At 50.3% G+C, this 24,064-nt stretch carries 20 protein-coding genes; 6 read left to right on the top strand and 14 right to left on the bottom strand.

Features of this window, described 5'->3' with window-relative positions; genetic code table 11:
• Positions 1–23 precede the first annotated feature (23 nt).
• The 4 genes from BQ7364_RS12930 to BQ7364_RS12945 all read right to left on the bottom strand — a co-directional run bounded on the left by BQ7364_RS12930 (position 24) and on the right by BQ7364_RS12945 (position 2,857).
• Positions 24–833, bottom strand: a complete 810-nt coding sequence (locus BQ7364_RS12930) for a MerR family transcriptional regulator (protein ID WP_072685123.1) — start codon at positions 831–833, stop codon at positions 24–26.
• An 82-nt stretch (positions 834–915) separates the two neighbouring features.
• Positions 916–1,554, bottom strand: coding sequence for a hypothetical protein (locus BQ7364_RS12935; RefSeq protein ID WP_072685124.1), 639 nt, complete (start codon positions 1,552–1,554; stop codon positions 916–918).
• Complete coding sequence (locus BQ7364_RS12940) at positions 1,547–2,206, bottom strand: hypothetical protein (protein WP_072685125.1); 660 nt, start codon at positions 2,204–2,206, stop codon at positions 1,547–1,549. Before BQ7364_RS12940 ends, BQ7364_RS12935 begins: the two co-directional genes overlap by 8 nt.
• A 15-nt stretch (positions 2,207–2,221) precedes the next feature.
• Positions 2,222–2,857, bottom strand: a complete 636-nt coding sequence (locus BQ7364_RS12945) for a hypothetical protein (RefSeq protein WP_072685126.1) — start codon at positions 2,855–2,857, stop codon at positions 2,222–2,224.
• 185 nt (positions 2,858–3,042) lie between these two features.
• Between BQ7364_RS12945 and BQ7364_RS12950 the strand changes: the two genes are divergently transcribed.
• The 3 genes from BQ7364_RS12950 to BQ7364_RS12960 all read left to right on the top strand — a co-directional run bounded on the left by BQ7364_RS12950 (position 3,043) and on the right by BQ7364_RS12960 (position 5,434).
• Positions 3,043–4,467, top strand: a complete 1,425-nt coding sequence (locus BQ7364_RS12950; protein WP_072685127.1) for a DEAD/DEAH box helicase — start codon at positions 3,043–3,045, stop codon at positions 4,465–4,467.
• A gap of 141 nt (positions 4,468–4,608) precedes the next feature.
• The gene (locus BQ7364_RS12955; RefSeq protein ID WP_072685128.1) at positions 4,609–5,082 is read left to right on the top strand and encodes a hypothetical protein; all 474 of its coding nucleotides are present in this window, start codon (positions 4,609–4,611) and stop codon (positions 5,080–5,082) included.
• 73 nt (positions 5,083–5,155) lie between these two features.
• Entirely contained in the window at positions 5,156–5,434 is a 279-nt protein-coding gene (locus tag BQ7364_RS12960; protein ID WP_072685129.1) for a hypothetical protein, read from the top strand.
• Between the two features lie 82 nt (positions 5,435–5,516).
• Here the strand turns inward: BQ7364_RS12960 and BQ7364_RS12965 are convergent, their stop codons facing one another.
• Positions 5,517–6,971, bottom strand: coding sequence for a sodium-dependent transporter (locus tag BQ7364_RS12965; RefSeq protein WP_072685130.1), 1,455 nt, complete (start codon positions 6,969–6,971; stop codon positions 5,517–5,519).
• A 231-nt stretch (positions 6,972–7,202) separates the two neighbouring features.
• Here BQ7364_RS12965 and BQ7364_RS12970 point away from each other — a divergent pair, with 231 nt between their 5' ends.
• Complete coding sequence (locus BQ7364_RS12970) at positions 7,203–8,024, top strand: histidinol-phosphatase (protein ID WP_072685131.1); 822 nt, start codon at positions 7,203–7,205, stop codon at positions 8,022–8,024.
• 187 nt (positions 8,025–8,211) lie between these two features.
• Complete coding sequence (locus BQ7364_RS12975) at positions 8,212–9,090, top strand: VIT1/CCC1 transporter family protein (RefSeq protein WP_072685132.1); 879 nt, start codon at positions 8,212–8,214, stop codon at positions 9,088–9,090.
• Between the two features lie 405 nt (positions 9,091–9,495).
• Here the strand turns inward: BQ7364_RS12975 and BQ7364_RS12980 are convergent, their stop codons facing one another.
• From BQ7364_RS12980 to tdh, 9 genes are all read right to left on the bottom strand, one after another.
• Positions 9,496–10,575 (bottom strand): hypothetical protein, encoded by a 1,080-nt coding sequence (locus BQ7364_RS12980; RefSeq protein WP_072685133.1) that lies wholly within the window; start codon positions 10,573–10,575, stop codon positions 9,496–9,498.
• A 105-nt stretch (positions 10,576–10,680) separates the two neighbouring features.
• The gene (locus tag BQ7364_RS12985) at positions 10,681–11,874 is read right to left on the bottom strand and encodes a hypothetical protein (RefSeq protein WP_072685134.1); all 1,194 of its coding nucleotides are present in this window, start codon (positions 11,872–11,874) and stop codon (positions 10,681–10,683) included.
• A gap of 191 nt (positions 11,875–12,065) precedes the next feature.
• Positions 12,066–13,922: an ABC transporter ATP-binding protein gene (locus BQ7364_RS12990; RefSeq protein WP_072685135.1), complete on the bottom strand. Its 1,857-nt coding sequence runs from the start codon at positions 13,920–13,922 to the stop codon at positions 12,066–12,068.
• Positions 13,888–15,738: an ABC transporter ATP-binding protein gene (locus BQ7364_RS12995; RefSeq protein ID WP_083538602.1), complete on the bottom strand. Its 1,851-nt coding sequence runs from the start codon at positions 15,736–15,738 to the stop codon at positions 13,888–13,890. The genes BQ7364_RS12990 and BQ7364_RS12995 overlap by 35 nt, the downstream gene beginning before the upstream one ends.
• Before the next feature lie 73 nt (positions 15,739–15,811).
• Entirely contained in the window at positions 15,812–16,798 is a 987-nt protein-coding gene (locus BQ7364_RS13000) for a sensor histidine kinase (RefSeq protein WP_229100702.1), read from the bottom strand.
• Positions 16,795–17,466 carry a LytR/AlgR family response regulator transcription factor gene (locus BQ7364_RS13005; RefSeq protein WP_072685137.1) on the bottom strand — a complete coding sequence of 224 codons (672 nt, stop codon included), beginning with the start codon at positions 17,464–17,466 and terminating at the stop codon, positions 16,795–16,797. Before BQ7364_RS13005 ends, BQ7364_RS13000 begins: the two co-directional genes overlap by 4 nt.
• 572 nt (positions 17,467–18,038) lie before the next feature.
• A complete protein-coding gene (locus BQ7364_RS13010; RefSeq protein ID WP_072685138.1) occupies positions 18,039–19,766 on the bottom strand; it encodes an FAD-binding protein in 1,728 nt (575 codons plus the stop codon).
• A 224-nt stretch (positions 19,767–19,990) separates the two neighbouring features.
• A complete protein-coding gene (locus tag BQ7364_RS13015) occupies positions 19,991–21,184 on the bottom strand; it encodes a glycine C-acetyltransferase (protein ID WP_072685139.1) in 1,194 nt (397 codons plus the stop codon).
• On the bottom strand, positions 21,181–22,230 hold the full coding sequence (tdh, locus tag BQ7364_RS13020) for an L-threonine 3-dehydrogenase (RefSeq protein WP_369802557.1): 1,050 nt from the start codon (positions 22,228–22,230) through the stop codon (positions 21,181–21,183). The genes BQ7364_RS13015 and tdh overlap by 4 nt, the downstream gene beginning before the upstream one ends.
• A gap of 273 nt (positions 22,231–22,503) precedes the next feature.
• On the opposite strand from tdh, the gene BQ7364_RS13025 reads away from it, so the two are divergent.
• A complete protein-coding gene (locus BQ7364_RS13025; RefSeq protein ID WP_072685141.1) occupies positions 22,504–24,060 on the top strand; it encodes a polysaccharide deacetylase family protein in 1,557 nt (518 codons plus the stop codon).
• Positions 24,061–24,064: the final 4 nt, after the last annotated feature.

Consider the following 24,064-nt stretch of genomic DNA (forward strand, 5'->3'; position numbering starts at 1 on the left):
TACTGTACAGGCAAGTGATATTTTTAACAATCCTGAAACGGAACGTAACATTTGTGATATTCGATGGTCTTGCCCTCCTGGGTATGGACCAGAATCAGACTGGTGCTGACAAACGAGTGCACCGTCTTGCCGGAGGCGATCACCTCATCCCGAAACGCCAGCGCTTTTTCGATCAGCTGCCCCGGCATCGCGTCCCATTCGCAGCACACGCAGCGAACCGCTGCTTTTGAGGCTTGCAGCTTGCGCATTTTCGGATGCAATGGAATCCCTGCCGCCCGTGCATTGGCTTCGATGATCCCCAGACTGGTGACTGAATGCCAGCCGGAAGGTCCCTCGATCAGATCGGCATGCACGCTGGTCAGAGGCATTGCCGCGATCAGCGCTTTGAGCGTCGGCAGATCGGCAGCCGTCATCTTTCCGAAAGCATCCGCGCTCAGAACATAATAATCCGGACATTCCTCAATCACCGTGCGCGGGAATTGGCACTCCCGGAGAACCCGCTGGTATTTTCGCAGCTCTTCCCGCTGACGCATCAGCCGTTCTATCTGCACATTCAGTTCCTGTTCGCGTTTCGTGATCTGAGCCTGAATTTCCGGCAGCGTCAGTTGGGCTTCTTTGACAAAGGTATGCAATGTTTCATCCAGCGAAAACGACATCGACGCATAGCGTCTTAAATAGAACAGCTGAAAGATATCGTCGACGCTGTACCAGCGGAAATCATGTTCGTCCCGACGCGGATGAATCAAGCCTTTCTCTTCATAAAATCGAATGGCTCCGCGCGTATTATCAAACAAATCGGAAACTTCCTTGATCGTAAACCAACCGTTTTTCACGACGATCACCTCGTTTTGATTGTATCATGAAAAGGCTTGAAAAAGGCGTTATAAAGCAGTGATTAAGTTGGGCGCTGGTTTTTTACGGCTTTGGGTTTGCGGAGAAGTCCAGTCCCAGCCAGGGAAGCTCCGCCAGCCAGATCAGATTGAGCAGATCAAAAAAGCTAAGCATCCATTCGCCGTTTAATTCAGGATAAAAAACGAATAGCCCATAAACACTGACGATCGCCAGCTTGACCGCAACAAATCCCCAGCGGATCTTTTTTGCCTTGTTTAAATACAACGCCGCCAATCCTGCCTGAAAAAGAAACGCGGCGGACTGCACAAGCCCGATCGGCAATGCAAGGCCCAGCATTCTCTTCAAAAATTTCAGAATCAGCGTATGCGGAATTCCGGGGATCTCCAGCAGCAGCGACGCCGCAAAATAACCGTCATCCAGCGGCATCAGCGTCATTAAAAACAGGAGAACTGCCAGTCCAGCCGCAAAGCTTGCGATGTGGTATTTTGCATCGCTGATCCAGAATAAATAAAGGCCCACGATCATCAACCCGACCGAAATCATGATAAAAGAAATCCCCGGCTGAACCCACGGCTCGCCATAGAATCGCAGGGAATGAAGTTCCGGTCCCCAGCTCAGCCAATAGCCCAGCGACAGCGACAAATAGATCAGCAGCCAGCTGCCCGCCCGGTATAAGATCATTCTGTATCGCGAATTATTCATCTGTTGATCCCTTTTCTGCTTTCAAACTCTGCTTTGCAGGAGTGTCCACCCAAATCCACGGAATTTCCGCCAGTCTGACCAGCGTCAGCATACTGAAGAAGCTGAGCATCCAGGTTTCAAGGACATTGTCGTAAAAACAGAACAGCGCATAACCGCTGATCACCGCCAGCTGGGATGCGATACATCCCCAATGGAGCTTTTTAATATATTTGAAACTCAGCACGATCAAAACAAACTGAAGTAAAAATAGAATTCCTGTGACCGCTGAAATGGGGATGATAAGACCGGTAATCACTTTAATGATCTTTAAAATTATCAAATAAGGAAGTGCTGGTAGGGTACAGATCAGAAGAGCACCTAAAAGTCCATCATCGTAGACTGCCACCGCTAATAAAACAAGCTCCAATACCAATCCCACAGCGAATCCTGCCAAAGCGTGTATGGAATCGCTGAGGATAAATAAGACCGCTCCCAGAATCGACATTCCTATAAGAATAAAGAGCGTCAACATCCCCGGAATGATGCGGACATCTCCATAAAAGTGGAAAAATCGACATCCCCCATTAAAATGCCAGCAGCCCAGCACGAGGGATAAATAGATTAGCAGCCAACTACAAATGCGGCATAAAATTGTCGGTCCTTGTGAGTTCATTTTTACTTCCCCCTTTCATTTTTCAATCCAGCGCTGTATCCCCTGAATGATTTGTTCCGCAATGAGAATTTCGATCAGAACTTCCAGAACATAAGGATATAACGTAAGCATTCCGCCATGGATCGTACCGATCGCAAATACATTCGCCAGAATCGTCATGCGAACCGCCGTCCAGCTCCAATGAACTTGTTTTCTGACAATCAAAACAGACAAAAGAATTCCGCAGAGCATACAAGTCAGAATGAAAGAAAAGTGGACATCAGTCCAATGCGCACGACTTTGAGAAATAAACAGATATCGCATGCTTAACGGTGAGAGGAAAGCAAGGATACTGGGAAAATCAGATTCGTTAGCCCATTCCATTGCCCTGATCAAAACAAGCGTCGTCATAATCCCCGCCGCGGCTGTCCGCAGCTGAAAAAACGGAAGTTTCTTTCTGAATAAGAAAACAAAGATCCCGGCGGTCAACCCTGCGGTCAAAACGGTAAAGACCAATGCAGAGGAAGGCTTTTGCAGCATCGGTGAGAAAGGACTTGTTCCTAAAATTTTCTGATACTGCGATGCATATCCCCACCAGACGACGCAGACGCCGGCCAGGATCACAGAAAATAAAATGGCTGACGAAATAATCCGGTCTTTCCGCTGTTTCATTCGATATCACCCCAGATTCTTCCTTTTTTCATTGTAGCATGGCCGCTCATCAGAAAACCTTACGATAATATTACATTTGTAGACCTGATTTAATCCTTGTGTTTTTGGGCTTCTGCTGATATGCTGAGAGCCAGACTTATTGATCTTATTCTTTATTATAAGAAACTTGACAGGAGGTTCTCCCGATGAATAACAACAACGTATTTGAACTACTGGAAGCCGATTTGCGTCAGGCGGTTGAAGCGCTGCACTACACGCAGCCCACCCCGGTTCAGGAACAGGTGATTCCCTCTTTTCTTCAGGGACGGGATTGTCTGGTCCAGGCGAAGACCGGCTCAGGAAAAACCGCAGCCTACGCCCTCCCCGTTTGCCAACAATGTCATTTTGAAGACCGGCTTCCGCAGGCGTTAATCCTCGCTCCGACGCGTGAACTGGCTGATCAGATCACTCAGGAAATCCAGAATTTCAGTTTGTTCCGACGTCTGACGTGTGCACGGCTGGTTGGCCGGCAGCCGATGAAAAGTCAGAAATACCAGCTGAAGCAGCGAGTTCAGATTGTCGTCGGTACCCCGGGCCGGGTGTGGGATCATATAGAACAGGGAACGCTCGATCTCTCCCAGCTGAAAATGGTCGTTCTGGATGAAGCGGATCAGATGTTCTCGCTGGGGCTGACAGAAACCGTTCATCAGATTTTAGAAAAGCTTCCTTCCCCCATTCAAACTTGTTTGTTTTCCGCAACCCTAAGTCCGGAAATTTTACAGTTGGCGGAAATCACGGTTCACGATCCTTTGATGATCCAGATTGATTCGCCTCGCCAGACAAATCAGAATATCCGCCTGACCTCGTTGACGGTTTCCAACACTGAAAAACTTACCGGTCTGCTTCATGTCTTCTCCACAATCCAAGCACCCTCCGCGATTGTTTTCTGCGACCGGCAGGTGATGGCGGAAGAAGTCGCAGAACAACTCAAGAAAAAAGGGGTTTGTGCGGATGCCCTGCACGGCGGGATGGAACAGGATCAGCGGTTTGCCGTGTTGAAACAATTTCGTCAGGGACAACTGCGGGTCTTATGCGCGACTGACGTGGCGGCGCGGGGTCTGGATATCGACGGTTTATCGCTGATTGTGCATTGGGATCTGCCATTGAATCTGGAATCCTTCATTCACCGCTGCGGGCGCTGCGGACGGATTGATCAGCCGGGTACCTCGGTTGCCCTCCTCACGCCCAATCAGCAAAACCGCTACTCGTCCTTTCTGGAAACGTTGGAAATTCAGGATGAAACTTTCGAACTGGATCCGTTGGATGATCACTCAGGATTAGCGCATTGGAAAACAAAAAATCAAAGCCAGCCGGAGAAAGCGGCTGAACTGAAACAAAACAAAGCGACGATCTTAATCCGGGCCGGCCGGCAGCATAAGCTGCGCCCTGGTGATTTTGTCGGCGCTTTATGCAGCGTGGGGTATCGTGCAGAACAGATCGGAACGATCGAAGTACAGGAACGGGTGACCTTTATTACGCTGATTCAAGCCGATCCACAGCCGTTAATCCGAGCGGGAGAGCTTTCTGTCAAAGGCAAGCTCCGCCGGGTTGAGCGCGCCCGTTCTCTCTAATCAAACGAAGTTCATTTATGCCAAATTCTTAAAACAGAAGTTTTTGTGTTGACTTACGTTAAACACAGAACTTCTGTTTTTTGTTGATATGAAAGATGGTATAATTTCTCCATCAATGAGAACTGGATAGGGAGTAGGAAAATGCTTACGAGTGAAGAAGAACTCTGGAAACAAGCCATGCAGTTGATTATTCCTGCAGCTCCGGCTTTGCTGACCTTTGTCATGGTATGGATTATTGAGATCATTTTGCTTAATAAAAAAATTATCGGATGGGGACAAGAAAAGAAAATTGAAAAAGCAAAACAATCAGGGCAGGTTGTTGATGCAACGATAACAGGCAGTCAAAAAAGCTACTATTATGCTGATGGTAGTGGAATCGAAGCTGTGCGGTATTCGTATTCAATAAAGGGCAGACGAAAGAGAACTAAAATAGTCCAATTTCGAGTAGATGGAAGAACTACTTTTCCAGAAACAATCAAAATTTACTATCTGGGAAAGAGAATCTATACAGATTACGACAATCCAAAAGGAATTCCCAACTTTCTGTTCGTGGCCTTGCCGTTTATAATTGCCATGTTGGTTTTAATTTTGACTCAGCCTGAACTCATAGGTTGATCTTCAAATATTCATCAAAACAAAAAAGAAAAAATAAGATAACACGCCACTGAGCTTGAAAGGAAAATCAGGGATGGATATTGGTTGTATTTTTTCGATCAAGAGAAATAAAAATCCACAAAAAATATCTTTATGCGGACATTGGGAAGCGGTCGTTGGAAATTATTTTCTTACTCAGGAAGGCAATCCCAAAGCATTTTTCCGTGAGTCATTTCGTGAAGTATTGCCGACTGGACAAAGAATAAACTGGCTGGAAAAGGAAAGAATAATTGAACTTTTGAAAAGAGGGTTGTCCCTCCCCGGATTCCGGCACGGATTCCTGTTTCCCGCGAAGTCTGGCTGTTCCAAATGAAAAGAACGTTCGCAAAGCACAAAGAAAACCCCCGTCCAAAATCAACTCCCTGATAGAAGAGTCAATTAGACGAGGGTTTTTATTACGATTTACGCTGACTCAGCCAGGCGCTCAGCGGGAACATCATGATGCCGGCCACGATGATTAACGGCAGCCAGAACTGCGCGAAGCCGGTGAACTTGGCATAGTAGCCCTGGAAAAAGATGAAGATGACAATGCACGGCAGACCCCAGCGCAGATAGCCGCGGATCTTCTCTGGAAAGCGCAGTCCTTTTCCGGCGTTCGCTTCCTCGATGAACGCATCCCAGCCCCACCCGCATTTCCGCGTACAGAACATCAGGTAGATCAACGAACCCAACGGCAGAATGTTGCTGGAAACGATAAAATCCTCCAGATCCTGAATCGTGCTGCCGGCGCCCAACGGCTGGAAGCCGCTCCACAGATTGAAGCCCAGCGCACAAGGCAGTGATAAGACCAGAAGCAGAATAATATTCATCCCTACCGACATCTTCCGCGACATCCCTGAATCCATTGCGAAGGCCACGATATTTTCAAATACCGCGATGATCGTCGTCAGCGCGGCAAACGACAGGAAGATGAAGAACAACGTTCCCCAAATCTGCCCGCCGGGCATTGAGTTGAAGATATTCGGCAGCGTGATGAACACCAGTCCCGGTCCGGAATCGACAGGTATGTTGTAAGCCGCCGCGGCCGGAAAAATGATCAGCCCGGAAAGCAGCGCAACCACGGTATCCAGCGCCATGATATTTAAGCTCTCGCCGAACAGGCTGCGTTCTTTACCGATGTAGCTGCCGAAGATCGCCAGCGATCCCATACCGATCGACAACGTGAAGAATGCCTGACTCATCGCCGCGAAAATGACGTTGCTGATGCCCGCCTCCAGCATCCGGTTAAAATCCGGAATCAGATAAAACTTTAATCCTTCGATCGCATTCGGCAAGGTCAGCGAACGAATGCACAGCACGATCATGATCAGAAACAGGCAGGACATCATGACCTTGGATACCCGTTCCACACCGTTCTTCAAGCCTAACCGGCAGACCAGAAATCCCAGCAGGACCGCCAGCACCATAAACCCGATCTGCTGCGCCGGGGATTTCAACATGGCATCAAACACCCCAGACACGTCCGCCGCTTCCAAACCATTCAGACTGCCGGAACTCATTTTAACCACATAGTTCATCATCCAGCCGCCGACCACCGTATAGAACATCATCAGAATGTAGTTGCCGCTGACCGCCATGGCTTTAAACCCATGCCAGCGCGTCCCTTTCGGCTCCAGGACGTCGAAGGAATGCGAAACTGATTTGCGCGACGCCCGGCCGACAGAAAATTCCATGACCATAATCGGCAACCCCAGCAGGATCAGGAAAAACAAATAGATTAAGACAAACGCTCCGCCGCCATATTGGCCTGTAATAAACGGAAACCGCCAGACGTTGCCCAGACCGACCGCGCAGCCTGCGGATATTAAAATAAATCCCAGCCGGGAAGATAACTTTTCTCTTTCTTTCATGGTTGATAAAATCCCCTTTTTCTCCGCTATTGTATCATAGAATACAGGCGCTGTCTTTAGCCAAAATAACCCGGAACTCCCGGATTCTGATCGCATTCTCCGCTGAATCAGCCTGCTTTTCAAAGTTCTGGATCAACCGCTGCCGCGGAATAGGAAATAGGATTGCTTTGATGCCGGACATCCGTTACACTGAACTTAACCTGCACGATGCCGGTCAAAGGAGAACTTACCATGCAGAAATTCAATTTGCACACGCACACCTTCCGCTGCGGTCATGCCAGCGGCACTGATGATCAGATGGTACTCAGCGCGATCGAGGCCGGTTTTGAGCTGCTCGGTTTCAGCGATCACATGCCCTATCCCGAGCTGCATCTGCCAACCTGCCGCATGGCCTATGACCAGCGTCAGGAATACGTTGATTCCATGATCAAGTTAAAAGTCAAATATCAAGATTGGATCACGCTGCGGTTTGGTTATGAAGCGGAGTATCTCGAGGATCATCAGGAACTGTTGGAACAACTCCATGGCGAAGTTGATTATCTGATTCTCGGTCAACATTTCAAAGCGATCGAAACGAATCCAGCTTATGAGCTGGTCTATGATTACGACGCCTATAATAATGATGAAGACGTGCTGTTCTATGCCGGTCAAATTGAAAAAGCCGTAGCGACCGGCTGGTTCAGTCTGATTGCCCATCCGGATTACTTCATGCTTGGCCGCCGCACCTTCACCCCCGCCTGCGCGGAAGCGGCCAAGCGGATCTGCACGGTCAGTGCAAGGACGGGGATTCCGTTGGAAATCAACCTGAACGGCGTACATTACGGCCAGCACGAATACCGAATCAGCACGACTGATCCAGCATCCACGGAAACGACCTGCGCCTATCCGTTCCGGAAGTTTTGGGAGATCGCCGCCGCCATGCAGTGTCCGGTATGTTATGGATGGGATGCGCATGCACCGCTGGTACTTCAGGATTTCAGCCGGGTTGCGATGGCGGAAAAGCTGCTTGAAGGACTGCCGCTGAACTTTATCGACTGCTCGCCGGTTGATTGATTCTCCCCTGACTGCCGCTCTGATTTTCGTTTTCCGTCCTTGCCGCAGCCGCTTATTTTAAGCTGGGAGAACTTCCGCGGTGTTTTCGCTTTTGTTTGCCGGCTGTCCGCCCGTTTCTTTTCCATTCCATTTTGAATTCTTCCGTCAAATAGTGTAATATGAAGTACAGAAATAGGGGGTAAACCACATGAATGAATGTTCCGGAGCTGCCCTGAAAACCCTGATTCGGATGCAGCAGAATGAAATTGACGAATATCATATCTATCAAAAAATCGCAGCGACGGTCAAGTCGGAGGAAGACCGCAAGATCCTGATTCAAATTGCCCAGGAAGAAGCCTCGCATGGCAAGCTGTGGGGAAAATATACCGGCTTGCAGCCCAAGCCGAACACCGGCAAGGTGTTCTGGTACAGCCTGCTTTCTAAAATTTTCGGCTATACCTTCGCTCTGAAACTGATGGAAAACGGCGAGGACAAGGCGGATAAAGCCTATACGAGCTTAATTCAGGAAATTCCGGAAGCCGAGAAAATCGCCGAGGATGAAGAGCGGCATGAACAAGCCTTGCTGGCGATGCTTGATGAGGAACGCCTGCAGTTTGTCGGTTCGATGGTGCTGGGCATGAACGATGCCTTAGTCGAGCTGACCGGAACGCTGGCCGGCCTGACCTTCGCCCTGCAGAACAACCGGCTGGTCGCTCTGTCCGGCTTGATCACCGGCGTTTCCGCGACCTTCTCGATGACCGCTTCGGCCTATCTCTCCGCCAAGAGTGACAATGACCCGCAGGCTGTCAAATCGTGTCTGTATACCGGCGTCATGTATATGATCACCGTCGCTTTGATGAGCCTGCCGTATTTACTGCTTCCGGCGGAAGCCTACATCCCGGCGCTGATCGCGCTGTTAGTCACGGTGACGCTGATTATTCTGGTTTTCAATTATTATATTTCCGTCGCCAAGGACTACAATTTCAAGCAGCGGTTTCTTGAGATGTTTGTGATTTCCGGCTCGGTCGCCGTGATTTCCTTTCTGGTCGGTCTGGCGATCAAAGCCTGGCTGGGCATCGACATTTGACCGCAGACATCACAAGTTCCTTTTCCTGCCAGCCAACCGGGTTAAAACAAGCCCGGTTTTTCTTTTTCCCTCTGTCTCTGCTTTTTCCGGCCTACGCCTTATAATGAGGACAGGAACACTGATCTATCAATGAACAACATCCACCCCGGGATCCAGGGAGGGGGAGTGAAGAATGAACCCTCTTTTCTTTAGAAGGATGATTCATGCCTGATCAACGGTTTATCCTGTGTGTCAAAAAAGGCTGCGCCGTCAGTGGGGGTGGAAAAGCAGTGCAACGCGGGCGTGAGAATTCAGATCTTTCCTTGCACTGCTTTTTTTAAAATCATGTTTTTCACTGCACCTCAGACTAACTCGTTTTAACAAAAAAAGCAAGGCGGAATTTTAATCCATCCTTGCTTTTTCTGTTTATTTTCCAATCTGGTTCGCGTAGAAATCGACCAGCTGTGTCCGCATTTGCGCTACGACCTCTTTCGCCCAGGCGTAATCCTTTTTCTTTTCCTTACTGCCGACGGCGTTCGCGAAGCGTTCCGCCAGATCCTGGCCTTCATAGAACGGAACCGCAACGTCGACCACCTTCCGCTCCGGTGTTTCTTCAAGAACCGCGTCGCTGCTCAGCTTGGTGATCAGCACGGTCTGATCCTGAAGGTTGAAATAGCTTTCCGGTTTCAGGGTGTCCTTGTTGTACTGCTGAACGATGAAGACCGGCAGCGATACCGTTTCTTTTCCCTTTTTGTTAAAGCTCAGGGAAACGACATACCCATCGCCGTTGAGCGTCAGTCCGTCAATCGACTGGAATGTGCGTTCAATTCCGGACGGGAAGGATGTCTGCTTGAGATACGCGACCGTCACTTTCAGATTTTCAATCTGCTTGCTTTCGGCGTCCAGATCGCTGAATAAAGCGGGACTCGGCACGCGGTAATCCTGAAGCATTTCGCCGACCGCGGCAGTTTCGTCGTAAACCCAGCGCGTCATCTGATCCGCGATTGTCCGCTGATCTTCGCCTTCAGTACGGCCGATCAAATTGTTCATATTGACTAAGGACACTGTGCCGTTAGTCCAGATCTGATGTTCTTTTAACTGTTCCGCGTTCCAGCTGCCCTTGCTTGTGGTCAGCGGTTTGGCGTTCATCGCTTCCTCGGTAAACAGCTGAAAGAGGGACAGCCCTGGATTCAGCTTGGTTCCCGCTAAGATGACCGTGCCTTTCAGACCGGCCTTCTTCGCTTCCTCGCACGCGTCCATCGTACAGCCGTCCAGCGTTTCTTCGCTGATCGACAGCCGGACGGTTTCCGAAGCGATCCGGATTGGCGCGGTCTGCGTGATCTGCAGCTTCGCCGACGCCAGGTCAATTCCCGGCTGTTCGTTGTTGATCACTTGTTCCTCGGGTGCCGGAAGCATGCCGTTCTCGGTGGGCTGCGGCTTCTCCTTATTCTGACAACCGCTGATCAACAAGATCAGCACCAAAGCTGCTGCGACTGTTTTTTTCATTTCCTGCACCTCGTTTCCGCTTTTATTATAAAGGATAACGTTAAGGAATATCTTAAATTTTACTTACGACTTATGAAATTTTTATTAGTAAATTCTGGCTGGCGCTCAGCGAAAGCGGAAGAACTCCTGCACGCGGCGGGCATAATGACCCAGCACGATCAGATGATGATTCCCGATCGGCTCGCGCAGCAGCGTGTCCAATCCCTGCGGCAGCGAAACCCGGATCTGTGTGCGGCACAGGTGTTTTTCGTTCAGATTTTCGACAATTTCGCCATCCTGGACAAAGTAACGGTCCATCAGCGCGGAACACTTGAAGACCGTCGCGTCGCCTTCTCTTAAATGGCCGGCCAGCGCAACGCCCAGATCGGATTCAAAGTGCGTCATCAGCCGGAAAGCGCTCGGCATGGTCAGCGGCAGCGTGCAGTGCGCGAAGATGATCTGTTTCTGCCGGGAGAGAATCCGCGACGGATTGCACATAAAGACCGGCTGATCCGTCAGCTTGCCGATCAGCGTCATCGCGATCAATGACGGCATATCCCCTTCGCATCCGCCATAAACACCCTCGGCGTTAAGAATTGCCAAGGCAAGACAGCCGGTGCTCTTGACCGGACCTAACAGATCAAAGCAGCGCACCGTGACTCCGGCCAGCTGATATTTCTGACAGATCCGCTTGAGCGCGCCGTAGATTTCCAGTGATTTCTGCATTTCCGCTTCCGGCCACGGTTGCTGGCGCAGCTGCCGGGTATATTCGTTTTCCTCGACCTGATGTTTTTCAATCTCCGCAAAGAATTCGTCCATCGAAATCGTAACGAGCTCAATTCCGGTCTTCTCCCGGACTTCCCGAGCGTCCACATGACTGGAGATCAGCCAGTCTGAAGGCTCGCCGACGCTGCCCAAGCGCAGCCCCTGCAGCTCCCGCTTGACTTTGAACACCTGAACCAGATCCGCTAACCGGGCCGCGGTATCGTCCAGATCCCCATGCAGGATTTCCGCCTGCACGCCCTTCTGGCGCAGATAGGACAGGATTTCCATCGACGCCGCCAGCGAATTATTTTCGCCGGAGGTCAACAGGAAAACCGGTGCCTTTAAATATGGCTCCAGCTTGAGGAAGCGACCCTCCGTTCCGCCCCCACCCACAAACACAACGGTCATCGCTTCGTCTTTCAAGGCTTCCGCCGGTACGATTTCCAACGTGTGGCCGCAGCGTTTGGATAATTCCTGCAGATAGTTCCGGTTCAGCACATCGCGGTCTTCCATATCCGCGTTCATACTTTGTAAATAGCCAATTCCAATCTTCATGATAACCCTTCTTTCTTTAGTTTCATTGTAACCTTACCCCGGCTAAAAAACAATCAATCTGCCAGACTTCATCCTCTGCTTTCCCACTTTGCCCACTCTTTTACCACTTTTCGTCAGGATAAGAAAAAGACCGGGAAAGCGAACAGTTTCTCTTCGCTTTTCCGATCCGTAAGGCGTGGCCTGCCTTCCGTTTATGCTTGCGATCCAATCATTTCCAGCGTCTGCGGAGGATGCCTGTAATATTGCGCCTGCGCTTCCCACAGTTCCTGATACAAGCCCGGCTGCCCGGCCAGCTGATCATGGGTTCCGCGCTGGACGATCTGTCCGTGGTCGAACACGACGATTTCATCACAGAACTTACAGCTGCTCATGCGGTGTGAAATAAAGATCGAAGTCTTATCCTTCACCAGTTCGTTGAAATTTTCATAGATTTCCGCTTCTGCCAGGGGATCCAGCGCCGCCGTCGGTTCGTCAAGAATCACGACGGGCGCATCCTTATACAGCGCTCGGGCGATCGCGGCTTTCTGAGCTTCCCCACCGCTGAGCAGGATGCCTTCACCGTTTTCTTTGCCCAGCAGCGTCTTCAATCCTTTTTCCATACCCGCGACTCTGGCGCTCAGTCCGACTTCCTCCAGTACCTGCATCGCCTTCTGTTCATCGACATGGGCCGAGGCCGCCAGATTTTCGCCCAGCGGCATTTCCATCAGCTTGAAATCCTGGAAAACGACGGAGAAGATCTGAACGTATTCTTCAAACGCGTATTTTCGGATATCAATCCCATTCAGCAGGATTCTTCCCTCCGTCGGTTCCGCCAGCCGGCACATCAGCTTGATGAACGTCGTTTTCCCTGCGCCGTTGCGCCCGACGACCGCAAAGTGTTTCTTCAGTTCCAGATCAAAGGAGATATCCTTCAGCGCGTTTTCACTCTGGCCCGGATAGCGGTAAGAAACATGATCGAAGGTCAGATGATATTCGCCGTCATCCCGTTTCTCCACCGGCAGCGTCCCTTCATAGCTCATATTCGGACGTTGAATGAAGGCTTCATAGCTGTTGAGGTATTCGTAACGATAGGCGATGTTGTTATAGCTGGCCGCCAGTGTGACTAACGAGGTCGTGAAGCGCAGGATCGCGTTGGCGTACAACATGACCTCGCCGATGCCGATGGTACCCTGCATCGCGATGATGCCGATGACCAGATAGGTCATCCCGGAAGCCAGCTGCGTCAGAAAGGTGATGACGCCGTTGATCTTGCCGTTGGTTGTGCCCCAGGCAATATAAAGCCGGGAGCTTATCAGCGTCTTGTCAAAGAGTTCCATCAGGAAATCCTTCATTTGATATAACCGGATATCCTTGCCATTTTGAATACTCATTCCCAGATTGCCGATATACCCGCACATCGCGTTGTTATGGACGTTATCCCGTTTCATTTTCTGAAGCAGTCTTCCTGCTTTCGCGCTCAATCGTGATCCGATCACAATGACCACCACATATACAACGAAAAGGAAGATTAAACAGCCTATCGGCATCCAATAGTCCTGCGCCCGCGTAAAAATCTGAACTAACAAAACAGCGACAAAGACCAAAGAATAAAGCATGGAGAAGAACATCGTCAGAAATTGAAGCAGATCCCGAAGCTGTTCCCCCGTACCGCCACCGCCGTTACTGCCTTGATCCGCCTTGCGAATTTCGTCGATCGTTTCTGCTTTTTCCAATTCTTCATATTCAATCTGATAGGCTTTTTCAAGAACACGCTGACGGATTTTGTATTTCGACAGATCGCGCAGCTTAAGAAAACGTTGATTCAAAGCCTTACTGCTCAACCCCAGAATAACGCTGAAACCGATCATCCAGTAAACGTTCTGCATTGCCTGCGGAAATTGACCGGCGATCAGGAAATTTAAAATCTGAGCGGAGAAGTAAATCGGCAGAAAGGGCACGGCCGCCGTAATCGCAGCGGTCAGGATCAGATAGGCGATCACATGGGGTTCGCTCTTCTGCATCATCCGGATGAATTTACAGGTTTCCTGCCAGGCTGTTTTCAAACTCATAGACTTCCCCTCCTTCCTGATAATATTGGCTTTGAACTTCAAACATCCTGGCATATTTGCCTTTCCGCTTCATCAATTCCTCGTGGGTGCCATCTTCCACAATCATCCCGTGTTCAAGAAACAGGATCCGATCGCAGAACTGGGTAGAGGACAGACGATGGGATATAAACAACGCCGTGTGGTCTTCGACCAGATTGTTCACCATTTTATACATCTCGCTTTCAGCGATCGCATCCAGCGCGGCTGTCGGTTCATCGAGGATCAGCATCTTTGCTTCCTTATATAAAGCCCGTGCCAGAATCAATCGCTGAACCTCGCCTCCGGAAAGTTGAATTCCGTCTGTGTTCAGATCTTTTCCAAGATAGGTTTTTTCCTGCAGCGGCAGACGACTGACCTTCTCCCAGAGATTCGCCCGCTTCAATACCTCGACCACTTTTTCGCAATCCGTGTTTTCCAGATTTTTGCCGGAGATGTTTTCAGCGATCGTCACCGACATGATCATCGCATCCTGAAACACCACCGCCAGTTGTTTTTGGAACGCTTCCCGGTTGTTCTCCGTTAGCTCCCGACCGTTCAGTAAAATCCGGCCGCTGTCCGGCCGATACAGGCCGCATAACAGCTTGACCAGCGTCGTTTTGCCAGCCCCGTTAATTCCTACCAGCGCAACTTTCTGCCCCGCTGGGATCGTCAGATTAAAATCATCCAGAACCTTGCGTTGTTTGTCATATTGAAACGATACATGATCAAAGGTAATGGTCATGGATTCCGATGCATCCTGAGGTTCCGCATGTTTTGCATGAACCACTTCCGATTCCGTATAATCGCGGTAATAACCAATCCGCATCAGATCGTTGCTCAACAACGATATCATTTCGCTGATTGTGGAAAACCATGTGGAAAAGCCGCTGATCACGCCTAACAGAAAGACAAATTGCGCGATGCTCATACCGTGCATCAGACTCAGAATCAGCCAGCTGTAAGCCGCCAGATCCCGGACCGCCTGAATGAAAATACCCGCCATGTCATAAATAAAATAAGCGCTCCGGACCTTTCCTTCAATCTTTTCCAGCCGGCGGATCAGGCTTCGATAGAATTCAGCCATCCAGTTTCGCATTCCATATAAGCGGATATCCTTCCCCGTTGCCACATTGTAGGTTTCCTTATGCAGATACCAGATTGACCGCACGATCTGACCGGACTCCTCCATGGTCGCCGCTTCTTTTTTCCAGGCATAGTGATAAATAAAATATTGAATTACCGATAACCCCAATAACAGGCCGATCAGCTGAATGTTCGTCTTCCCGATAACCAGAGAGTACAACGTTAAGCCGAAAAGGTTCACGGCCAGCTTGATGTTGTGGTGGCAAAACCCTTCCAAACCGTGATCGTTGGACGATAAACATTCCTCCGTTTTCGCAATCTGGATCTGTGTTTTATAATCTTCCACATTCTGATAGTCCCGCGTAATCGTGCTGCGGAACATTTCACTCCAGAACTTTTTTAAACGAAAGAGGATAAACTGTGTTGACGAGCGACTCTCTAAAAAGGTCTGAATCCCGTTGATCACGCCGTAGACTAAAAACGCGCTGAGACAAACGAGGATCAAAGTCTGCACGCCGGCCTGTTGTTCCAGACAGGCAATGATCAGCGATGGCATGAACACTCCGACCAACGGCGTTATGGCGGAAAACAGTACCTCGGCGATTCCGTAATATATTAATTTCCGATCAAAGTCCCACATTTGGGAATAGACCAGATGATAGGTGCTGCGCACACTGTATTTCATAATGACGCCCCTTCCTGTCGTTATCTTCATTTTGATTATAAAGAAAAACAGTGCCGAATAAGAAAAAAGTGCACGAAATGCAAAATTTCATGCACGAATGGTCTTATAAAGGAAGCATAATTTCTGTGACGAAGATCCCCGGCTCATTCTTGCGGTTGATATACCCGCCGTACTTCTCCACTTCCCGATTGATGCGCAGTAAGCCATGCCCATGGTTGCCTCGTTTATGCGTGATGTATTCATCATCCATCTTCCGCACCACCTCCGCGGTCGCATTGGCAACGGAGATGTAAAGCTGCTGCTTAAAGACGCCGATATATAAACGGATAAACCGGTCCGACGCCAACCCTTCGCACGCTTCCATCGCATTGTCGATCAGATTTCCCAGAATCACGCACAGATCCAGATCGGCGACGGTAAGCTGACTCGGCACGGTCGCTTTGTAGTCCAGCGCGATCTCTTTCTTGATCGCCATCGACAGTTTTGAATTCAGGATCGCGTCGACGTTCAGGTTGCCGCTGTCCACCAGCTCATAGACGTCTTCCAGATCCTGTTCCAGTGCGTTCAGATAGTTCTTCGCTTCCTCGATTTGATTCATCCGCAGCTGGGCTTTCAGATTCTGTAAATGATTGTGATAATCATGCCGCCAGCCGCGCATAATCTGATAGATATTATTGACTTCCTCCATCTGCTGGACCAGAATTTTATTCTGATATTCCATCATCCGGTCTTCATAACTGCGCCGCAGCAACCGCTGGTTTTCGCAGCCGACGCCGTAAAGCAAAAGGCTGATCATCAGAAAAAGCAGAAGCTGATCCTGCAATACACCGCAGCCGACGAGGAAAAGCATACTCACGCCGATCACCGCCAGAATCGCCGGCCGGCTCTGACTTCGCTGCTGTTCAAGGACAAGACAAAGCAGATAAGCAACGCAGAAAAACGGCAGAAAGGAGCGGGTTCCCATATAACTGAGTGCCGCGCCGGCCAGCACCGCCAAATCCAGTGCCAGACTTTTTCGCTGAAACCGCAGCCAGAGCAGAATCATCAGTCCGATTCCCGGCAAACACTCCACAAGATAAACCGCGATCATAAGCCTGTTCCTTTGTTATATTGAATGAACGCCTCGTTGACAATCTTTAACTGCGACCGGGCGACCGGCAGCGTAAACGGACCCGCAGAGATATCCTCACGGCGGATCTGATCCACCTTGGCGATATTGACCAGATACGAACGGTGAATCATCACAAACGTTTCGTCCAGCATCGCCTTCAGCTCCCGGATGCCGATCTTCTCTTTCTGCCGATGATCTTCAAAAACAAGATGACAATAGTGGGCTTCCGCTTCCACATAAATTAGATCATTCAGGTTAATCCGACTTCCGTTTAATAAAATCGAGTGCTGAGCTGCAGATTGAATTTCATCGAGGATCGCGAACAACGCCGTATCCTGAACTGGTTTGATCAGATACCGCAGAGCTTTGACCTCATAACCTTCAAACACATACTCCTTGATCGCCGTTAAAAACAAGATCGGTACCTGCGCGTCAGTCTGACGGATCTTGCGCGCCAGCTCCATCCCGTTCTGTTTCTTCATCTGGATATCGAGGATGATCAAATCAAACGGATATCGGCCGTCGCACTCAAAAAGCATCTGTTCTGCACTTTCATACCAGACCAGATCTGTTTTGCCCCAACGGCCAAGCGATTCTTCCAGAATCGCTTTCTGAGTTTTTTCATCTTCACAATAAGCGATTTTCATAATTTCATTTTATAATGTTCTCGATCTTCGCACAAGCCGGAATTCAAGCGTGAAGGAATAAGCGAGGTCGATTATTTCTGTTTTTATGGAAAACAATCGTCAGATAAATAAAGTGTAACGCCTGTTTCTGATCGCTCCGATTGCATTGAAATCCATTTACGACTGTTTTATGGTTTGAAATTACACATTTTTCTAAAAAGCTACGATAACCAATCCACCTTCGAAGAATAAATGATTCAAGCGATCACGCCTGATCAAAGTAGCGGATTCAACGGCTGAGATCAGGTTCTTACCCGGTTTAGGACAGGAATAGCATTTCCATGCAAAGAAGCAGGCAAGATAAAGCTTGATATAAAACGTTATCTTGCCCGCCCTTTTTATTTTTGCCCAAATCCGATTAAGAACCTGAGATCAGCGGGCTGCCTGTCCTTTTTACGGTTTTGCTTTGCGTAAAAATTAAAAAACAGGCAGAACAAAGCTTGATATCTCTGTCCTGCCTGCTTGTTTGTAAGAAGTTTCAAGTCTTTCCCCCAAATCGGGTGAGAACCTTAAACAACGTCTTAAGTTCAGATTTATTTCAGTTCTGCCGCAGCGTTTTCGCCCGCGACCTTACCAAAGACAACCGACTGGGAATAACCGCCGGACTGCCATGTCACTTCTCCAGAAGCGTACAGACCCTTGACGACAGTGCCGTCTTCGTAGAGAACCTGTGCTTTTTCGTTAGCGACAACGCCGCCCTTGGTCATGTGATTTGCCGGTTCGACGCGAACGCCGTAGTACGGACCTTCCGCATCCAATGCACGGGAAGGAACTTCGCCCAAGACCGCGTTTTCTGCGCCCGCTTCCGCATCTGCGTTGTACTGTTCAATGCTGGCCTTCAACCCAGCCGCATCAACACCCAGCGCTTCCGCCAGTTCTTCAATCGTCTTGCCTTCCGCATAGTAGCCCAGACCGACATGCTTGCGGATCCGATAGAATGAATCGTAGCCCGTCTTATCTGTGATATAGAAAGCCGCGCCATCCAACTGACCCTGAACCATCGCTGCGCGATCCAGTCCGCCGTTGTTGTCGTTCAGCAGTTCGCCGGCTTTGTTGACTAACAGATTCATGTCCGCACCGCCTGTCAGATCCCGGCGTGGAACGATGATGTTGGAGAACACGCTCATCTTGCCCATGTTTTCCATCTGGAAGCCGTTCTTTTCAAAGACTTTGACAAAGTCGCCCGTCGTGCCCATCTGGTTCGACGTATTCATGACTTCGTAGCCCGGAGCATATTCGGCTAACAGCTCCTTGTTGCTGCAGAAGCCGCCGGTCGCGATGATGACTGCCTGCGCATTGATGTCATACGATTCGTTATCGTTGTTTGTGACTTTCACGCCGATGACGTCCTTGCCGTCCAGAATCAGATCTTCACCCTTAGTGCCGGTGCGGATATCGACGCCCAGGTCCTTCGCCGTCTTTTCCAGACCTGCCTGAATGACTTCGCCGGAATACTGGTTGTCTTCCGCCATGTGGTTGGTTCCACCATAGTTGTAGTTCAGCTCGACGCCCATCGCGCGCAGCCAGGCATCCAGTTCGTTTTCCTGGTTGGCCCAGACTTCGATGCGTTCGGCGCTTTCGCCGGATTTCGACTTGCTTTCAATGAAGTTTTCGACCTGATTGACCGTCCATTCCTCATTGCCCGCTTTTTTCTGAGCTTCGGTATTGATGATATCGAAGAAGTTCATATCGAATTTGCCGTTGCCGCTCAGGATATCCAGTTTTTCAACCAGAATCACGTTGGCGTTCGCATTGGTCTGCTTCGCGCCGATGGCTGCCGCTAATCCCGAAGGACCGCCGCCGACAACGACGATATCGCAGGTTTCCGCTTCACGCTGAGACGCTGGTTTTTCCGGTCCCTGCGTGGTCATTGTGATGTCTTCCACATCCATGCCCGCCTGCTTCATCGCATCCGCAACCGCAGCCTTCACGCCAAACGACGAGAATGTCGCAGCCGTCACGCTGTCAACGACCGGCGAGTTGGCTTCCAGAATTCTCTCTTTAATCACCGGGAACGCGCGATCAATGACGACATTGGTTTCGTGGCTGTCCACCAGCTCGATGTCCGTAATCTTCTGATCGGCGATCGTGACTTTCAGATTCATCTCTCCGCCATAACCTGTACCCTTGACGTCATAGACGCCGGAGTTTGCCGTGTCAGGAGTTTTTTCCTGACTTGGTTCCGCAGGCGTATTTGAGCAAGCAGTCATGCTTGCCGCTAATAAACCCGCAAGACCGACCTTCACAAATTTGTTGTTCATGTTTCCTCCTATGTAGATCTCCTCTACAACCCCTATTTTACAGAAATCTCTTCATCCGTCAAGTGAATATAATCACAATGATTTCACAAAATAAACACAATATATCCAGATCATGGCTTCACTCTGAGGCTTTCTTGATCTTTCTGGAATCATTTTCAGGAACTGAAAAGTTTTTGGAAATGAAAAGAAACCCGCTTTCTGCTCGAAAACGGGTCTTTTTTGCTTTATTTTCGCATTTCTTCGCGGACTTCGCAGAAGCAGCGGACAATCGTGTCGATGTCTTCGCGGGTATGCGCGGCGCTGACCTGCGTGCGGATCCGGGCTTTCCCCTTCGGGACGACCGGATAGGAGAAGGCGACGACGTAGATGCCTTTGTCCATCATCCGTCTGGCCATTTCCCCGGCGGTCTTTTCATCATAAAGCATAACCGGCACGATTGGATGCACGCTCGGGATGATATCGAATCCGGAGTCCGTCATTTTCTGACGGTAATAAGCGGTGATGTCTTCAAGATGATCGCGCAGCGAGGTATCGGCTTCCAGAATCTTGAAGACTTCCAGCGAAGCGGCGACGATGGCCGGCGCCAAGGTGTTGGAGAACAGATACGGACGGCTGCGCTGACGAAGCAGATCGACAATTTCCTGACGCGCCGCCGTAAAGCCGCCGGAAGCCCCGCCTAACGCCTTGCCCAGCGTGCCGGTGATGATGTCCACACGCCCTTCCACGCCGCAGTATTCCGCCGTTCCCCGGCCATGCTTTCCGACAAAGCCGGCGGAATGACTGTCGTCGACCATGACCAGCGCATGAAATTCGTCGGCCAGATCGCAGATGGATTTCAGATCGGCGATGATGCCGTCCATTGAGAACACACCGTCGGTGGCGATCAGCTTAATCCGTGCTCCGGCTTCCTCCGCAGCGATCAGCTGCAGCCGCAGATCGGCCATGTCATTGTTTTTATAACGGAAACGCTTGGCTTTGCATAAGCGCACGCCGTCGATGATGCTGGCATGATTCAGCTCATCGCTGATCACAGCGTCCTCCGGTCCCAGAATTGTCTCGAACAGACCGCCGTTGGCATCGAAGCAGGAGGAATACAGGATCGTATCGTCCATGCCCAGAAAGTGCGAAATCGCCGCTTCCAGCTGTTTGTGGCTGTCCTGCGTACCGCAGATAAACCGCACGGAAGCCAGACCGTAACCCTTTTCCTCATACGATTTCTGTGCCGCCTGAATCAGACGCGGATCGTTGCCCAGACCGAGATAGTTGTTCGCGCACATGTTGATGACCTCACGGCCATCTTCCAGTCTCACATGCGCGGATTGGGGTGTGACGATCGGACTTTCACCTTTGAACAAACCGGCTTCTTTAATGTCTTTAACTTCCTGAGCGTAATAGTGCAGCGCTTCAATCTTATTCATTCTTTTTCCTCCTTCTGCAGCGAACTCCAGTCCAGCACCACTTTGCCGGATTGTCCGGAGTTCATCGCCGCGAATCCTTTTTCATAATCCTGAATATCGAACCGATGAGTGATCACAGCGTCGATGTTCAAGCCGCTCTGCAGCATCGTCGACATCTTATACCAGGTTTCCCACATCTCCCGGCCATAGATGCCCTTGATCGTCAGCCCGTTGAAAATGACTTTTTCCCAGTTGATCCGGGCGTCCGCTTTCTGTAAGCCCAACAGCGCGATCTTGCCGCCGTTTTTCATGTTGTCGATCATGTCGTTGAAGCCGGACTGCGCGCCGCTCATCTCCAGACCGACGTCGAAGCCTTCCTTCATGCCCAGTTCACGCATCACCTCCGGCAGCTTCTCCTGAGCGACGTTGACCGTGCGGGTCGCTCCGAGCGTCCTGGCCAGGTTCAGGCGGTATTCGTTGACATCGGTCACGACCACATGCCGCGCTCCGACATGGCGGGAGATCGCCGCCGCCATGCATCCGATTGGCCCGGCGCCGGTGATCAGCACATCCTCGCCGATCATATTGAACTGCAGTGCTGTATGCACCGCGTTGCCTAACGGATCGAAGCATGAATATAATTCCTCGCGGATCGACGGATCGCAATGCCACGCGTTTTTCGCCGGAATCACGAGGTACTGCGCGAACGCACCGTTGCGGTTGACGCCGACGCCCTGGGTGTTGCGGCATAAATGCGGCTGTCCCGCCAGGCAGTTCCGGCAATGGCCGCAGGTGATATGCCCTTCCCCGCTGACAAGGTCGCCAACCTGAAAGCCCTCGACATTTTCGCCAACCTCGACGATTTCCCCGACATACTCATGCCCGGCGGTCAAGCCGATCGGAATCGTATGCTGTGCCCATTCGTTCCAGTTATAAATATGCACGTCGGTGCCGCAGATCGACGTCTTGCGGATTTTGATCTTCACGTCATTTTTGCCGCATTTCGGAATTGGTACCTGTTTCAGCGTTAAGCCGACGTCTGCCTTATCCTTCACTAAAGCCCACATCCATTTTCCTTCGCTCATCTTGTTCCTCCTTCATTCTTGTAAGCGGTCTCTTTGATTTTATAGTGCCTTAGTTTCCAATGAAATGCAAGACACTTTTTTAAATTTGTCCGCAATATAAAGACAGTTCTTCGATTTATCCGCGATGCTTTCTGAAATTTGTGAAAACTCGCTGAAAATGAAAACTTTCCTCTGATTTACGCCCGGCTTATCTCTGCTTTTTTCATGATTCGACAAAATTCGGCAACAATAAAAAGGAGAAAGGAGGAATCGTGATTGAAAATCGAAGCTAAAAACACGAAGCGACAGCACCGGAGTTCCCGCCTGCCAATCCTGTTGTTCAGCATGGCAGGAATCGGCGCAGCAGTGGCCGGATCCCTGTTTCTGAGCACACAAGGCTGGTCAGAAACCACGCGCCCCAGCTTTCTGGAAGCAGAAGACCGGCAGTTGGATCAGGCGCTGCATGAAAAACAAGACGCGGCAGAAATTGTCGTTTTCTATCCGCAGGAACCGCAGGCTGTCCAAGCCACAGCCCGGCAGCAGGCTGGCTTGTTGATGAGCGCGTTGTCAACGGCATACGCCGAGTGGCCGGCTGCCAGTCAGGAAGATCCAAAACCGATCCTGATCAAAGCGGATTATCATACTGAAGCTTTGGCGCAGAACACCATGTCGGTTGTCTATTTAATTCAGAAAAAAGTCGGCGATCATATCGAGGAAGAACACTGGGGTTACATGCTTGATCAACAGACAGGGGAATTGATCGGCGCAGAACAGGCTTTCGATCAAACCGGGCTGGAGCGGATCTCCGCGCTTTTCCGGGATGCGATGAAAAATCAGGAGGCTACCCGCTCCCTCGCATACACGCTGCCGTTTATTCAGGCCAGCGCCCCTACGGCAGAGAATTTCTCCCGGTTTTATTCTGAGGGAGATCAACTGACATTCCTCTTTGATCTTCCCGTCCCCACAGAGACGTTAAAGGAAAACGGCGAGGCTGAACGGGAAGAAGAAACAAGCCACGACGAAGTCAATATTGACGCAGAAAGTAAATTGGATAAAAGCAAACAGGAAACCTCGGAACAGGAATCAATCCATCTGGACCCAGAAAGTCCGCTGCAATGGTCGCTGGACCGGGCGCAGCTGGGTTCTCATTTTCTGTTAAAACCTGCGGAAGACAGCGGGAATCTCTTCATTCCTCCAAGAACTGTCGATCCTGACCGGCCGATGGTGGCGCTCACCTTCGACGATGGTCCGCACCCCAAGAATACGCCGCGGATTCTGGAAGCTTTGCGAGCCAGCGACGGGGCATGTACATTTTTCATGGTCGGGACCAACGTCGAGCTTTATCCGGACGTTGTCAAAGCGGTTGCGGAGAGCGGCAGTGAAATCGCGTCGCATACTTACAGTCATCCGAATCTGACAAAACTGTCCAACGATCGCCTGAACTATCAGCTAAGCCGCGTCAGTGAACTGGTCAGCGAGTTAACCGGCCGCCAGATACAGGTCAAAACGCTGCGTCCGCCCTACGGCGCTGTCAGCGAACAAGTCAAAGAGGCTTCCGCTGTGCCGCTGATCTTGTGGAGCATGGACACGCTGGACTGGAAAACCCGCGATGCGCAGAAAACGATCAGCCATGTCCTTGAAAACGTGGAAGACGGCGATATCATTCTGATGCATGATATCCACGCGGAATCTGCGGACGCCGCCGCAGCGATTATCCCGCAGTTGACCGCAATGGGTTATCAGCTTGTCACCGTTCAGGAACTGATGGAAGCAAAGGGACTGGAAATGGTTCCGGGACAGAAGATTTTCAGTGGTCATCCCGCTTCGCAATAATGGA

This window comes from Holdemania sp. Marseille-P2844 (assembly GCF_900120005.1).
GTDB lineage: Bacteria > Bacillota_I > Bacilli_A > Erysipelotrichales > Erysipelotrichaceae > Holdemania.

Bases quoted from the DNA above. Each gene is read 5' to 3' on its own strand.
- BQ7364_RS12985 (WP_072685134.1), bottom strand. From the start codon at position 11,874: ATGAAGATTGGAATTGGCTATTTACAAAGTATGAACGCGGATATGGAA.
- BQ7364_RS12955 (WP_072685128.1), top strand. From the start codon at position 4,609: ATGCTTACGAGTGAAGAAGAACTCTGGAAACAAGCCATGCAGTTGATT.
- BQ7364_RS12980 (WP_072685133.1), bottom strand. From the start codon at position 10,575: ATGAAAAAAACAGTCGCAGCAGCTTTGGTGCTGATCTTGTTGATCAGC.
- BQ7364_RS12965 (WP_072685130.1), bottom strand. From the start codon at position 6,971: ATGAAAGAAAGAGAAAAGTTATCTTCCCGGCTGGGATTTATTTTAATA.
- BQ7364_RS12995 (WP_083538602.1), bottom strand. From the start codon at position 15,738: ATGAAGATAACGACAGGAAGGGGCGTCATTATGAAATACAGTGTGCGC.
- BQ7364_RS12970 (WP_072685131.1), top strand. From the start codon at position 7,203: ATGCAGAAATTCAATTTGCACACGCACACCTTCCGCTGCGGTCATGCC.
- BQ7364_RS13015 (WP_072685139.1), bottom strand. From the start codon at position 21,184: ATGAATAAGATTGAAGCGCTGCACTATTACGCTCAGGAAGTTAAAGAC.
- BQ7364_RS12975 (WP_072685132.1), top strand. From the start codon at position 8,212: ATGAATGAATGTTCCGGAGCTGCCCTGAAAACCCTGATTCGGATGCAG.
- BQ7364_RS12960 (WP_072685129.1), top strand. From the start codon at position 5,156: ATGGATATTGGTTGTATTTTTTCGATCAAGAGAAATAAAAATCCACAA.
- BQ7364_RS13005 (WP_072685137.1), bottom strand. From the start codon at position 17,466: ATGAAAATCGCTTATTGTGAAGATGAAAAAACTCAGAAAGCGATTCTG.
- tdh (WP_369802557.1), bottom strand. From the start codon at position 22,230: ATGTGGGCTTTAGTGAAGGATAAGGCAGACGTCGGCTTAACGCTGAAA.
- BQ7364_RS12950 (WP_072685127.1), top strand. From the start codon at position 3,043: ATGAATAACAACAACGTATTTGAACTACTGGAAGCCGATTTGCGTCAG.
- BQ7364_RS12935 (WP_072685124.1), bottom strand. From the start codon at position 1,554: ATGAATAATTCGCGATACAGAATGATCTTATACCGGGCGGGCAGCTGG.
- BQ7364_RS13010 (WP_072685138.1), bottom strand. From the start codon at position 19,766: ATGAACAACAAATTTGTGAAGGTCGGTCTTGCGGGTTTATTAGCGGCA.
- BQ7364_RS12940 (WP_072685125.1), bottom strand. From the start codon at position 2,206: ATGAACTCACAAGGACCGACAATTTTATGCCGCATTTGTAGTTGGCTG.
- BQ7364_RS12990 (WP_072685135.1), bottom strand. From the start codon at position 13,922: ATGAGTTTGAAAACAGCCTGGCAGGAAACCTGTAAATTCATCCGGATG.
- BQ7364_RS13000 (WP_229100702.1), bottom strand. From the start codon at position 16,798: ATGATCGCGGTTTATCTTGTGGAGTGTTTGCCGGGAATCGGACTGATG.
- BQ7364_RS12945 (WP_072685126.1), bottom strand. From the start codon at position 2,857: ATGAAACAGCGGAAAGACCGGATTATTTCGTCAGCCATTTTATTTTCT.